This window comes from Aliikangiella coralliicola (assembly GCF_007004725.1).
In the GTDB taxonomy this organism is placed as follows: domain Bacteria; phylum Pseudomonadota; class Gammaproteobacteria; order Enterobacterales; family Kangiellaceae; genus Aliikangiella; species Aliikangiella coralliicola.
This window is the reverse complement of the sequence record NZ_ML660168.1, coordinates 179,154-192,470: the sequence shown is the minus strand read 5'-3', so window position 1 is coordinate 192,470 and position 13,317 is coordinate 179,154. Positions and strand designations below refer to the sequence as shown.

The 13,317-nt window shown below is 40.2% G+C and carries 14 protein-coding genes; 5 read left to right on the top strand and 9 right to left on the bottom strand.

Annotated elements, in window-relative coordinates; translation table 11 throughout:
- Positions 1 to 80 precede the first annotated feature (80 nt).
- Complete coding sequence (locus FLL46_RS19925) at positions 81 to 692, top strand: FMN-binding negative transcriptional regulator (protein ID WP_142933112.1); 612 nt, start codon at positions 81 to 83, stop codon at positions 690 to 692.
- Between the two features lie 21 nt (positions 693 to 713).
- Here FLL46_RS19925 and FLL46_RS19920 read toward each other — a convergent pair whose 3' ends face one another.
- From FLL46_RS19920 to FLL46_RS19895, 6 genes are read right to left on the bottom strand one after another with little or no spacing between them, the layout of a single operon-like run.
- On the bottom strand, positions 714 to 2,039 hold the full coding sequence (locus tag FLL46_RS19920) for a sensor histidine kinase (RefSeq protein WP_142933111.1): 1,326 nt from the start codon (positions 2,037 to 2,039) through the stop codon (positions 714 to 716).
- Complete coding sequence (locus tag FLL46_RS19915) at positions 2,036 to 3,415, bottom strand: sigma-54-dependent transcriptional regulator (RefSeq protein WP_210418766.1); 1,380 nt, start codon at positions 3,413 to 3,415, stop codon at positions 2,036 to 2,038. Before FLL46_RS19915 ends, FLL46_RS19920 begins: the two co-directional genes overlap by 4 nt.
- Positions 3,416 to 3,465: 50 nt before the next feature.
- The gene (locus FLL46_RS19910; RefSeq protein ID WP_142933110.1) at positions 3,466 to 4,656 is read right to left on the bottom strand and encodes an ABC transporter permease; all 1,191 of its coding nucleotides are present in this window, start codon (positions 4,654 to 4,656) and stop codon (positions 3,466 to 3,468) included.
- Entirely contained in the window at positions 4,656 to 5,906 is a 1,251-nt protein-coding gene (locus FLL46_RS19905) for an ABC transporter permease (RefSeq protein ID WP_142933109.1), read from the bottom strand. Before FLL46_RS19905 ends, FLL46_RS19910 begins: the two co-directional genes overlap by 1 nt.
- Before the next feature lie 11 nt (positions 5,907 to 5,917).
- Complete coding sequence (locus FLL46_RS19900; RefSeq protein ID WP_142933108.1) at positions 5,918 to 6,583, bottom strand: ABC transporter ATP-binding protein; 666 nt, start codon at positions 6,581 to 6,583, stop codon at positions 5,918 to 5,920.
- Between the two features lie 50 nt (positions 6,584 to 6,633).
- Positions 6,634 to 7,887, bottom strand: coding sequence for an efflux RND transporter periplasmic adaptor subunit (locus tag FLL46_RS19895; RefSeq protein ID WP_168204255.1), 1,254 nt, complete (start codon positions 7,885 to 7,887; stop codon positions 6,634 to 6,636).
- Positions 7,888 to 8,315: 428 nt separating this feature from the next.
- Here FLL46_RS19895 and FLL46_RS19890 point away from each other — a divergent pair, with 428 nt between their 5' ends.
- Together FLL46_RS19890 and FLL46_RS19885 are read left to right on the top strand one after the other, a co-directional pair.
- Positions 8,316 to 8,834 carry a GNAT family N-acetyltransferase gene (locus FLL46_RS19890; RefSeq protein WP_142933106.1) on the top strand — a complete coding sequence of 173 codons (519 nt, stop codon included), beginning with the start codon at positions 8,316 to 8,318 and terminating at the stop codon, positions 8,832 to 8,834.
- Positions 8,835 to 9,009: 175 nt separating this feature from the next.
- Positions 9,010 to 9,390 carry a phosphopantetheine adenylyltransferase gene (locus tag FLL46_RS19885; RefSeq protein ID WP_142933105.1) on the top strand — a complete coding sequence of 127 codons (381 nt, stop codon included), beginning with the start codon at positions 9,010 to 9,012 and terminating at the stop codon, positions 9,388 to 9,390.
- 18 nt (positions 9,391 to 9,408) lie between these two features.
- On the opposite strand, the gene FLL46_RS19880 is transcribed toward FLL46_RS19885, so the two are convergent.
- From FLL46_RS19880 to FLL46_RS19870, 3 genes are all read right to left on the bottom strand, one after another.
- Positions 9,409 to 10,329 (bottom strand): S1/P1 nuclease, encoded by a 921-nt coding sequence (locus FLL46_RS19880; protein WP_142933104.1) that lies wholly within the window; start codon positions 10,327 to 10,329, stop codon positions 9,409 to 9,411.
- Between the two features lie 85 nt (positions 10,330 to 10,414).
- Positions 10,415 to 11,236: a hypothetical protein gene (locus tag FLL46_RS19875; protein ID WP_142933103.1), complete on the bottom strand. Its 822-nt coding sequence runs from the start codon at positions 11,234 to 11,236 to the stop codon at positions 10,415 to 10,417.
- Positions 11,236 to 11,418 carry a hypothetical protein gene (locus tag FLL46_RS19870; protein WP_142933102.1) on the bottom strand — a complete coding sequence of 61 codons (183 nt, stop codon included), beginning with the start codon at positions 11,416 to 11,418 and terminating at the stop codon, positions 11,236 to 11,238. Before FLL46_RS19870 ends, FLL46_RS19875 begins: the two co-directional genes overlap by 1 nt.
- A gap of 237 nt (positions 11,419 to 11,655) precedes the next feature.
- On the opposite strand from FLL46_RS19870, the gene FLL46_RS19865 reads away from it, so the two are divergent.
- A complete protein-coding gene (locus FLL46_RS19865) occupies positions 11,656 to 12,552 on the top strand; it encodes a DUF6265 family protein (RefSeq protein WP_142933101.1) in 897 nt (298 codons plus the stop codon).
- A gap of 14 nt (positions 12,553 to 12,566) precedes the next feature.
- Positions 12,567 to 13,157 (top strand): uracil-DNA glycosylase family protein, encoded by a 591-nt coding sequence (locus FLL46_RS19860; RefSeq protein WP_142933100.1) that lies wholly within the window; start codon positions 12,567 to 12,569, stop codon positions 13,155 to 13,157.
- Positions 13,158 to 13,317 lie beyond the last annotated feature (160 nt).

Sequence of the window (13,317 nt, the reverse complement as noted above, 5' to 3'; positions counted from 1 at the left end):
AGTGGCAGGCGATTAGCTTAGAAAAAATAACGCTGATATAAAAATATTCTATCAGATTTTTTATCTTATGGAGTTTTACTATGTACCAACCAAGACATTTTAAATTTGATGATCGGCAGTCGCAGCTTGCATTTATTCGTCAATATGGTTTTGGTCAGATAACCAGTTGTTACCAGGGGAAGCTGGAGGTTAATCACGCACCATTTTTGCTGAGTGAAGATAATACAGAATTGCTCGCTCATTTCGCTCGTCAAAACCAGCATTGGAAGCTGTTGGAAAAAGCTGACGATATTAATGTCTGCTTTAACGGACCTAACGCTTATATTACGCCGAATTGGTACACCAATAATAGCAATGTACCTACCTGGAACTTCATCAATGTTCAGGTCAGTGGAAAATGTACCTTGATGAATGAGGCGGAATTAATTGATTTACTCGATAAATTAAGCCAAAAACACGAGGCGAGATTCGAACAGCCATGGACAATTGATAAGCTTTCGGAAAAGCAGCTTAGTGCAATGCTTAAGGCGATTGTCGGGTTTAAGATTTCAATTGAGACCATCGAAGGAAAAGCTAAATTAAGTCAAAACAAGAAAGCGCAAGATTTTGATGGTTTGCTGAATGGATTGTCTACTCAGGAAGATGATGGCTCGATTCAAATTTATCAATGGATGAAAAAAGTTAGGGCATGACAAGAAAATTTGACTGTTAATTTATTCGAGCAATGGTAGGGGGAATTTTATTTCAAAACAGGCGCCGCGACTTTCCCGATTGTATAATGAAAACTCAAATTGATGAGCATCAAGAACTTCTCTAACCAGCATTAATCCAATACCTTGGCCTTCTGCTTTGGTCGAGAAAAAGGGAGTAAATAAGTTTTGCTGATGTTGCTCGGAAATTCCTGGACCGCTATCTTTGACCAACAAGAACAGATTATCGTTCTCGAACTTGAACTGAATATCGATTTTTCCGTTTTCTCCGATTGCTTCAATCGCGTTTTTAATAACATTGATAAAAACTTGTTCTAATTGATTTTGATCGGCATCAATCGATGTTTTTCCCGGATTTGTATCAGGTAGTTCAAGCGCAATATTTTTTTGCTTTAAAGTGGTTTCAAATAATCGCTTGGTAGAAAGCGCCAAGTGAAATAAGTTACAACTTTCCAGCGACGGCTCAGGCAGCCGAACGATTTGAGCATAATCTTGCATAAAGCTATTGAGATTGTCTGTTCTCTCGATAACCAAGTTGAGTGCGCTTTTGTAATCATGCCTTTCATCTGGTGAAATTTGATCAGAATAATACAAGCAAGATTTTAATAATGAGCCGGTTGCCGCCATGGTGTTATTTACCTCATGCGACATCATCCTGATTAACTTTTCGTAGGTATTTCTCTCACTGGATTTTAGCTCGCTAGTGAGCTCCTGGATAATAATGAAATGTCGCTCAAATCCACGATCAAAAAAGGAGCTGCGGTGACAACGGTAGCGTTTACCTGCGGCGTCACTGATGAGTTGTGATTCACCTGTTTTTAATTTATCGAGATCATTGATGATCGGGTGTTTTATACTTTTGAGGAAAAATGATTTTATTTCATCGGTTTGAACTTTAAGTAACTTTTCTGCCGCTGGATTTAGCTGACTGATCTGGTTGTTGTAGTCGAAAACGATGATGCTAAGAGGAATGGCATTCATTAGCTGTTGCAGCATGCCTTTTCTGTCACCAAGCTTTAATCGTTCATCGTAAAGCTGACTGAGCATCTGGTTAAATAAAGTCATTAAATTATCGAGTTTTTTATTACCGGTATGGCTAAAACGAGTTGTAAATTCCTGTTCATTGAGAACATCGCTAAACAGATCAACAAACTCAAATGGTTCAAAGACTTTTTTTATCAGCCTCAGGAAGAGTATGAGAGATATGAGAATGACAACTTCGATCACAATAAATTGATAGCTGATATTTTCCAGAAAAAAATAGCAGGCACCAAGCAATATTAAATGCAGGAAAATGCTTAAAAGGTAGAATTTACTTTTTAAGTTCAAGAGTTGAGCCCGTGTTTATCCATTCTTCGATAAAGAGCGGCGCGGCTTAAGCCTAGTGCATCAGCCACTTTGGATATATTTCCCTGGTAGGCAGCCAAAGATTTTTCAATCATTATTTTTTCCATTTGTTCTAAAGTGAGCGAGCCGACTTCAAAGTCACTTAGTTTGTTCTCCTGTTCGACTGCGTCGCGAGGAATAAAGTCAAGATATTCCAATTCGTTTTTACCCGACATAAGTAAAACGCGTTCTATTGTCTGACAAAGTTGTCGAATGTTTCCGGGCCACTGTTGTTGTTGCAGCCAGGTTAGTGCTTTGGGTGATATTTTTGCTTCAGACATGCCGTAAAGTTTACTAATTTTTCTCAAATGGCTTTGGGCCAGCAAAGGAATATCACTAGTTCGATTTCTGAGCGGTGGAAGTTCAAAAGCGATTAAATTAATTCGATAAAAAAGGTCTTCACGGAAGCTACCTTCTTCAACCATTTCCTCTAGATTACGATTAGTTGCTGAAACAACTCTAACATTGACCGAGGTGTTTTTAGATGAGCCTACCATTTGAAAGTTTTGATCTTGAAGCACTCTTAGTAATTTTACTTGAGACGATTTTTCGAGCTCGCCTATTTCGTCGAGAAACAGTGTTCCACCATTTGCAGCGCTAAAACGTCCTTCTCTGTCATGTTTAGCGTCAGTAAACGCCCCTTTAACATGACCGAACATCTCGCTTTCAAATAAGCTGGGGTTAATACCTCCAAGATTTACCTTGACCAGTGGAGAGCGGTTACGTAGCGAATTTTGATGAATCGCGTCGGCCATCATTTCTTTGCCGGTTCCGCTTTCGCCAAGTATCAGTATCGAGGCATCTGTTTTACAGACGCGGCCGATGGTGTTTAATGTTTTCAATAAAGCCGGAGACTCTCCAACAATATGGGTAAAGTTAAATTGATCGTCAAGCTGTTCTCGACTTAGCAATTCATCTTCTTTCGGCGATGCCAGACCAATCGCTGTGGTTACCGTCCTAAGCAGGTACTGGTTATCCCAGGGTTTCGATATAAAGTCACTTGCTCCGCAGCGCATGCCTTCAACGGCTAGAGAAATAGAGGCCCAGGCTGTCATTAAAATGACTGGAATATGCGGATACGAAATTCTTATCTGTCCCAGTAATTCCAGACCTTCTTCGCCTGAAGTGGAGCGAGAAAAATTCATATCCTGCAAAACCAGGCTAATTCGATGATTTTTTAAACTTTCTAGTGCCGTTGCTGGAGAATGCGCTTGTATTGCCTTGAAATTATTTTGTTTTAATAAAAGTGCCAACGATGCAGTGACAGAACGGTCATCGTCGACAACTAGTATTAAGGGTTCTTGATTAATGCTATTCACAATAATTAAAGTCAAAGTCCAAATGTTAGTGTTGTGATTTTGATGTTGCTCTATTCATAGTGTAGCGCAACTGCCGGAGACATTTTTATTGCTGTTCGACTTGGATAGAGGGCGCATAATATCACTATCAATAGTATCGTACTAACTGAGGCGAGCAGGCTAAACCAGAAGTTGCTCCAGCTAACCAGCTCGATTAATTGCAATAGTGGCACCTGGATCAGGAAAATAAAAGCTATCGAAATACCAAACAGGGCGAGCACCAGGATCTCGCCGATTATTTGCAATCGAATCGATCTTTCGCTGGCGCCTATTGCTCGGCGCAAGCCAATTTCTTGAGTACGCCGACTAATATTTTGCCATAAAACACCAAATAGCCCCATCGCGACCATGATTAACAAGAAGATAACTACGACCGCGGCAAGGCCCAAAGGAAGGACAACATTTTGTATTTGTTGCTCGCGTCTTTTTTCCCAACTGTTGATATTAAATTCCCAGTTTGGCGCAATACTCTTGAGGAGTTTCAACAGGGTTGCTTCGTAAGCTGCAGTTTTTGGTTCCTTGAACTTTATATTGATTTCTCGGACGCCGTAAGTGTGTCCTTCTTCTATCTGATAACGAGTAAACATATATGGACCTGGAACGCTGAATTCTCCTTGTTGTCTGAAGTCTTTGAACACGCCGACAATTCTCATTGGTAAAATTTGCGGTTGTTCCGGGTCGCCGAATTCGAAATTAACAGGATCTTGATCTGGCAAATATTCATCGACAAACAATTGGTTCACCACAATTTCAGTGTAACTTTGTCCGTTATCTTGTTCGCCGAACCAACGTCCTGCAACTAACTCAACCCCCCAGTTTTTCAATGCATCCTGGTCTACCATATTAGAATGGTAAATAGATTCTCGACCATTAATTGGTCGAGAACTACGCCAGTGGGCATTGACAAATACGCCCATTCTTATCAGTCCTACTGAGGCAATTTCAGGGCGTTGTTTCAAAACCTCGACAATTGCTTTCAACTGGTTTTTATCCGTTTCGTTGTTCCATCTGGAGCCAGTGTTGAGTTCAATTGCCCAGGTGTTTTCCCAGTTAAAGCCGAGAGGCAGATTAAATAATCGATAGTTGTGAAGGGTTGCTGAAATAATGGCAAACAAGACAATAAATGTAATCACGATTTCAGTAATGATAAGGACGTTCGAGCGTTTACGATTCCAGATTAGCTTTGCAATATGTGAAAACATTAGTTGGAGCCTCCTTTTAAAGCTGCGACCGGGTGTAACTTCGACATTTTGAAAGCGGGGTAAGCACCAGAGAGCAAACCAAATAAAAAGATCAACCCGCTACCATAAATAAATGTGTGCCAGCTGTAGCGAAAATCAGCACCGGGAACTAGTCCGCTTTGCTCGATCTGAAATAGAATCAACCCGCTAAGTAACAGTCCTAATATGCCACCGATGGCAGTAATAATTATGTTTTCGGTAACAAATTGAATTACCAGCTGTGTTGTCGACGCGCCAAATGCCTTGCGGACGCCAATTTCAGAGGACCGCTCCATAATTCGGCTAATATTGAGATTAATCAGATTAATAGAAGGGAGTAACATGAAACTGATGGTTAGTCCTATTAATATCGAAATCAATGACGCTGCACCACTGTCATAACCATAAGAACTGGTGAATTCACGCGCAAATATATCAAGCAAGGTGTCTGCGCCACCTTCGACCTTATGGAATTCCTCTGGATCAGGCGTGACGAAATCGTTTTTAAGCATTGCGATATATTCCGCCTGCATTGATTTGATCATATTGCTGTTAGAGTGGTATAGAATTGCGTTCCAGTTATCGATTAAGTTGCTTCTGTAAGAAGTGGACGAAGATGTTGTGTAGGGAAGCCAAATGTCAGAGTAGGCTTGAATTTCCATAAACGAAACATCGCGCACTACGCCAACGACCTGGTATTTTTGGCTGTTAATTTCAATCGACTTTCCAACTGCATTGGCGTCACCGAAGAAATTACGTCGAGTTGTTTCGTTGATGACTGCGACTTTTTTTCCAGATTCGAGTTCTTGCTTGTTAAAAGGATGACCCTCAATAAAATTAAAGTCTAAAACTTCCCAATAAGTAGAATCTGTTAGCCTTAAGTGGTTAGTGACCTTGTCGCCATTTAAGTAACTTGCACTTTCTTCTATTACCGTGAAAATAGAAAACTTTTCAGGCATTTTTAATTTGAGAACATTGTCTTTCAAAAATCGAAACCCTGGCTGCGAAGTCCAATTGCTGTTGCCATCTTTGGAGGTTACCTTGATGCGATCAACGAAAAGTAGATGATCGCTGTTTTTGCTGGGGCCTGATGGGTTGAGAAAATTATCAAGAACAGTGCTAAGGATCATTAGTACTGTTAAAGTTATCGTAATACCAAATAAACTGATAAACGTGAAAAACTTCCTGCGTTGTAATACTTTCCAGGCTGTCACTAAATAGTTTTTAAACATTTTATTTTCCTTTAGTGAATTAGCTGACCGTCATAGACACGAATAGTGCGCTCGGTTCTTTTGGCGAGTTCATCGTCATGAGTGACCATGACAATGGTTGTTTTGTCGTCTTTATGTAATGATTCGAGAATTTGCATGATTTCATTTCCCATGTGGCTATCCAGGTTTCCTGTCGGCTCATCTGCGAGCAGTAGTTCGGGCTTGCCAACGATTGCTCTGGCAATTGCGACTCTTTGTTGTTGCCCACCGGAAAGTTGTGAAGGGAAATGACTTGTTCGTGCTTTTAAACCTACTCGTTCGAGTGCCGCGGTAGCCAGTCGCCGTCGCTCTTTCGCGCTAATTTTTCGGTAAAGCAATGGTAGTTCTACATTGTCGATAACTCTGAGATCCTGAATTAAATGAAAGCTCTGAAAAATAAAGCCGATTTTACTATTTCTCAGGCTGGCCATTTCTTTGTCATGATAAGAGGTAATACTTTTACCGTTAACTTTCACTTCGCCGTCACTGGGTTCGTCTAGCAATCCCATAATGTTCAATAACGTGCTTTTACCGCAGCCGGAAGGTCCCATAATAGAAATAAATTCACCACGATTGATATTCAGGTTGATATTTTTTAACGCGATTGTTTCGATTTTTTCTGTCTGGTAAGTCTTTGCAATATTGTTGAGGTTAAGCATATTTTTTTCCTGATGTTAATCGATAATGGGGTTAATTTATTGGCTTGGGATTAGTTTATTTCGAGTTGTTTTAAGTGTGCGTAAGAGCGAACGTCAGAAATAATAATTTCATCATCTTTACTAAGTCCTTGCTTGATTTGATAGTAATCTCGGTTGCTTGAGCCGACTGAAATCTCTTTGGCCACAGCCTGTCGATCATTGATCACAAAAACCTTTTGGATGCCTGCGCCATTGATGAATGGTCCTTTAGCAAGCATTAACGTATTTTCTATTTCGCCGGTAATTAAATTAACGTCAACTCGTTGTTTTTGGCGTAACAGGGTTTGATTTTTTTGCGTGCTTTCATCAAGTAAAACAATCAGCTTTAATACACCTTCTTGTTCCGCAGCAATAATTGACTCAACTTTTCCTGAATAGTGAGTTTGTTCCTGGTCAAACTCTGCAGACATTCCTTGCCAAAGTTGGCTGGAGTAAAAGTCTGAAATTGAAACTTCTAATTTGTAGGCGCTGGTGTCGGCAATTCTGATCAACGACTCACCGTTGACTACCGCGCTGCCTTCTTCATTTTTTAACCAAACCACCAGTCCGTCACGGGGTGCCTTAACATTTGCACTTTCTAGTAATCTGAGTTTCTCCTGGCGAGATTTTTCCAGAATTGACTTTTCAAGTTTAAGCCCTTCAATTTCTGCAAGTGTTGAAGCTTTTGAATCTTTGATTGCTTGCTTTAATTGGCGAATTTCAATTTGCGTTCGCTTAACATTGAGTTCGGCTTCTTTCAAGTCGTGCTTTGAGGTTCCACCAGATAACGCTAACTGCTGCATTCTTGCGAAACGAGTTTGCCGGCTATCCAGGTCAACAAAGAGTAGCTCTTGCTGACTTTTAAAATCGTTAAGACTTCGCACAAGATTCAAATTTCGTGTATCTATCTGGTTTTGCTTCAGTGCAATTTCTTCATCCATGTTGTCGAGCTCGAGCGTGATCTTTGTGTTGTCTAATTGTAAGAGCGTTTGCCCTTGCTTCACGGATTGACCTGCCTGTACTAGAACTTTGTCAATTCTTGAATCGATACTGCTCGCAATGGTTTCTTCGTACAAAGGGACAATCAAACCGGAAGCAGAGAGGCTTGTTTTTAGATTGCCACTAATGACTTTCGCAGTACGAATTTCGTCACGTCTGAGTGAGGTCGTAAAGCTCCCTATCAAAACAAAAAATAATACAGTTACAATTGTTGCGACCGTCAATATCTTTATGGTTGTTAATAAGCGTCGTTGCTTTAGCAATTTATTGTCTAAGGGTTTGTCCAACTGGCTGTCCTGTTTTGACCTGGTTGATGAGTTTCTGCTTGGTGCAATCAAGCTGTTATCAGGAATCATGCCAAAAACAAAAGTTGTGCCAAACTCTATTACAATTTGTTGATTTATAAGGTAATTATTTCTTACTGCTAAATGAGGAAAGCTATAATTTTAGACATGGATGATAAACCTGTGCGTAATCGAACAGTGTGGATTTTGTCTTGTGTTCAGAAACGAACAGTTTTGTTCGAGCGAAGTTATCCGCCGTGCTGAGGCATGAAATTGTTTATTGATATTACTCGGTCTGAGTCAGCTAGTATAAATCACTTTATCGCTTTTGTTTGGCATGTAAAAAACGTAGTATTAAACGACTTGAAGTGTTTATCTTTCAAAGGGCATGGTAGTTTTAGAAAGCTTAACAGACCCTAGAAGGGGGAATTGTGGTTATAGAAGAAATAAGTCACATTGACGAAGTTATCGAGCCGTTATGTGATGTATTGATCGACGGTGTTGGTAGTGGGGCGTCAATTGGTTATACCGCACCTCTTGAAAGGGAACAGGCATACAGATATTGGCAAAGTATTCAGGCGGAAATTTCTGCGGGTTATAAGAAATTAATTGTCGCTCGGAAAAACGCGGAAATTTTAGGCTGCGTACAATTGTCCTTTTGTATGAAAGATAATGGATTGCATCGAGCAGAAGTTGAGAAGCTGATTGTTCACCGTTCCATGCGAGGCAGAGGAATCGGCAAACAGTTAATGAGTTTTCTGGAAAACTGCGCGGAGAAAAATGATCGCTCTTTGTTAGTTCTAGATACCAAGGTTGGAGATACGGCGTCTTTTTTATATCGCAAACTCGGCTACATTGAAGTAGGGGAGATACCATATTTTGCTAAAGACTCTAATGGAGCCTTTGAGCCAACTGTTTATTTTTATAAGAAGCTTGAATATATTAAATGATCTAAACCAGGTCATCTAAACCTGATTGTCTGAACCAGATTGTCTAAACTAGGTCATCTGAACCCAGAATGATCATGTTCTATTACCTTGCAGGTAATAGTCATTAGCCAAAAAAGTAGTAAGATTGCTTGATGTTACGAAAATTGTTGACTCATTTGTTTCAAAAGGAAAGAGTATGCAAAAAGTGATATCCATACTGTTACTGCTGGTTGGTGTTATCCATTTGTTGCCGCTGTCCGGCGTTTTTGGGGCTGAGCAGTTAGCGAGCTTGTATGGCCTTTCTTTTGATGACTCGAGTCTTGTTATTCTGATGCGACATCGTGCCGTGTTGTTTGGGTTGCTGGGCGTCTTTTTTGTCATTGCAGCATTTAAACCGGCATTACAATTCTCAGCCTTTGTTTGTGGATTTGTCAGTGTTGTTTCATTTATTGCGATCGCATGGTTTGAAGGTGGTTATAATGAGGCTATCAACCGAGTGATCCTTGTTGATCTGGTTGCTTTACTGTCATTGTCTATCGGTATGATTTTACTGACGCTGGTTAAGCGAGCGAGATAATCGGAACAATTCAAAATGTTAGCCAAATATATCGTTGAGTAAAGCGCCCAATCTGACACCAGCTTGTTGAATTCGTCGGGTCATAATTTTTTGAAATTTCTTTTCATATTCATCGGTCAAATTAATAGTGCGAGTGTTTGACTGCTTACCGTGCCGAACGTGTGTTAATGATGCCGGGCTGTATTGACAGTGTTTACCGTTTTCAAAGCAATATTTAACCTGTTGCTTTCTCACCAGTGAAAGAGATTCATTGGCCCAGGTAACCGGCTGTTTTTCTTGTTTCCATTTTTCTCTTTGTTCTGCCGTTATCATTCTGTGCAGCATTTGGCCGAAACGCTTTCTATGGCTTGTTTTTCTCGGATTTAAGCTAAGAGACTCCATGATATTTTCGGGAATACATTGATCCCAAACTGCGTGAAGATTTTTTCTGCAGCCAATTGATTTTTCCAAATGAATTTCATTGCCGCCGCGGTCGTCGGCGAAGGAAACATGAAACGGTTGGTGAATATCACCCACCCAATGGCCGAGGTATTTTAAGGCGCGTAATTTCTTTTGTGAGTTTTTGCTGTTCCTCAGGGCCGACTCATCTGAACTTATCGCAGTGAAAAGGCAAGTTTTAGCGAGCGGGCATTTTGCTTTGCTAACGTAACTCCAGTTTCGTGGTACATTAATGTAATGTTCTCGCTTACGTTTTGCAGTCGTTTCGTCTTTTCTGTCATCGGGCCAAGTACAAGCCCGACGGAATGTTTTGAACCGTGCTTTTTTTTCTAGCGCGAGCAAACTATCGACGGCTTTTCTCGCTTTTGGTGTTAACTCAAGATAGGCAATTTCACAGATGGCTTCATGCCCGGTATTACCTAGCGCCAAACCACTTGACGGAATGAATAAGAATGTACCCAGCAGTAAGAACAACGAAGCAGTAATAATGGTGTTTTTCATCGATTATACCTTCAACTTTGGGAGCAATGCTTATAATTGCGTAGCAGTTCATCAGGCCTTATTTTTTAACTAATAACAAGTTGTCTTAAGACGGTACGGCTTCGTTTACCACTTCTAATTTTGCGGTTTCAGGCTCCTGACTTTCTGATTCTTCAATTTCCAGATATTCAATGTTCAATGTCTTAATATCTTGATATTTACACACAAAGCGGTCGCCGATTATTTCGTAGAATCTGTCCTGAGGATCATTAGGATCTTCTGGATCTTCGTTTTCAGGTAGTAGATCATTGTCCAACTTTCTTCTGGAAACAATGATAAGCTCAAGTCGATCAAGATCGCCGCTTTTATCTAAAGAAAAAGATTTTAAAAATCCGGTATAAATGTAAGTTCCGCCAGCCAGATCGATTGTGGCTGCAACCCTGGTGAGATCGTTGTCACTCTTTTTTCCATTAACCCAGAAAATCTTTTCCCACTCGTTACTTCCCAGAAAAAAATCTAATACCGTCTGCCTTTTTAAATTTTTCTCCAACACGACTCGGCAAAGCAACCCAAAAAATGCGCCACCAAAACAGGAAAACAAAATATAGCCAACTACATAAGGTATTGAAGATGAAATTGCACTAACGGTATCGGGTTTAGATGCTATATTTTTACTACTAACAAACATTTCCACCAGAAGTTTTTGATCAACAGCTTTAATAATCGGGGCGTTAATTTTGGCAAGTAGCCAGATCAAAAAAACAAAAAATGAATTTAAGACAATCGCCGAGATAACGGTAATCAGTGTTGACGAAGCGAAAGGTTCCTTGTATTCAACTTCAAAAATTCCTTTACGAAAGAACTTTTGAAAAATGAAGCCTGGAATAATAAAAAAAAATACTAAAAGAGCGGGAAGGGCAACATTCACTAGGCACAGTCAGCATCGTTGGCAGGTTTAATAACATATTTGGTACCATTAATACGAACTGCACCATACTGACCTGTACGTGCGTAACGATACAATTTATTAACTTCGCCTGCTTTGTTAGGCTTGGCCATAGTAATAATTTTTTTGGCTTTACTGCCTATTGGAGGTCTTGCTTTTGCCATTTTGCTATCCTGATTGCTACCCAATTGCATTATAGAACGATATTAGACTGGCTGACAACTAGAGATAAATGACAAAATAACCTGATGGAGAGAATACATAATGCGGAGTGTAAATAATCCTACTTTAATAGATGAGTGTTTCTTTAAAATTATATAAATATCAACTGGTTATGCTCCTTTCTCAGATGTTGAGGATAACTAGATAACCTGAAAAATAATGGCGAAATTTTGATGATAATGAAGATAATACCAGGTTTATTTTGGGCGCTGTTTTGTTTGAGCGTGAGTGCGACAGATAAGGTCAATTGCAGAGATATTCAGTCTACAAATTGGTTGATTGGTCAATGGACTGCTAAAAGCGGCAAATCAACTGTCGAGGAGACCTGGAAGGTGCTCGATAAACAAAATATGGTCGGCTTTAGCGCAACAACCCAACTGGGTGTTGAGCCGCATAAAACAGCAAGCGTTCCTTTTGTTGAGACATTAAGAATCGTTGAAATGTCGGGGGAAATATTTTATCTCGCTAAAACACCTCAGAACGAATTTCCGGTCGCTTTTAAGCTAATCGATTGTTCTTCTACTCGCTTAAAATTCGAGAATCGACAGCATGATTTCCCCAACGTCATTGAATACAACAGAATTTCTAACAGCCGCTTGTTAGTAAAAGTTCGAGGCAATGATGGAAAGGGGTTTGATATTAATTACACCAGTCAAAAAATGGCTGCTTCCAAAAACGCTCTAGATAATTCAATGAGTGTTAGTCAGGATAAGGCAGCATCAAATGAAGCATTAGTCGTTCGTTATGTTCGTGCGTATAACGAATCTGCTTTAACAGAAATGATGGGGCAGGTTAACGAGGATGTTCAATGGATGAGTATGAAAGACAATCAAGTTATTGTAGAGACTGGTGATAAAGCTGAATTAAGAAAAGCAATGCAACATTATTTTTCTGGCGGTGGTGACACAAAATCGACGTTGGTCAGTCTGATTAGTGGTGGCAGTTTCGTTTCCGCCATAGAAAAAGCGACCTGGAAATCTAATGGCAAAAGTCATTCGCAATGTAGTCCGGTTGTTTACGAGGTTGAAGATGGATTAATTAAAAATGTGTGGTATTACCGCGCAGAGAAGTGTTAGTGGATGATAATTTGATGAAATCATTAGCTGTTCAGCTCGACACGCTGAAATCTGAAATTTCCCAATGCAGGCTTTGTGAGTCGAATTTGCCCCTTGGACCTAACCCCGTTTTTCGTGCTAGTGTCTCTGCGAAAATATTGATTGCGGCCCAGGCGCCAGGAACTCGCGTTCATGAAACTGGCATTCCATTTAATGATCCTAGCGGTGTCAGGTTACGCGATTGGCTGGGAGTGGATGATGATACGTTTTACGATGCGTCAAAAATAGCGATTATACCCATGGGGTTTTGCTATCCCGGTAAGGGAAAAAGTGGTGATTTACCACCGCGATTGGAATGCTCTCAAACCTGGCATAAAAAACTTTTGCCGTTGCTGCCTAATATTCAGTTGACGCTGACGATTGGCCAATATTCTCAGCGTTACTATCTCGGTAAAAATATGAAGCGAAACTTGACTGAAACGGTGAGAGCATGGAAAGAGTTTGCGCCAGATATTATTCCGTTGCCGCACCCAAGTCCTCGCAATAATATATGGCTTAAAAAAAATCCCTGGTTTGAACGCGAAATCGTTGGGCATTTAAAACAAAGAGTGAACACGCTGATTTAACGGACACCGAAATAATCTAAATGACCCTAAATCCGGTTAATTAGTTGTGAGTAAGAACCGGAATTTCTAATCGGCACAGGCTGACATTTTTTTGATTTGAACTACACTTGATGATTGAATTTATAAAATTACTAGCAGCGATTGATGCTTGGTGAAGCCG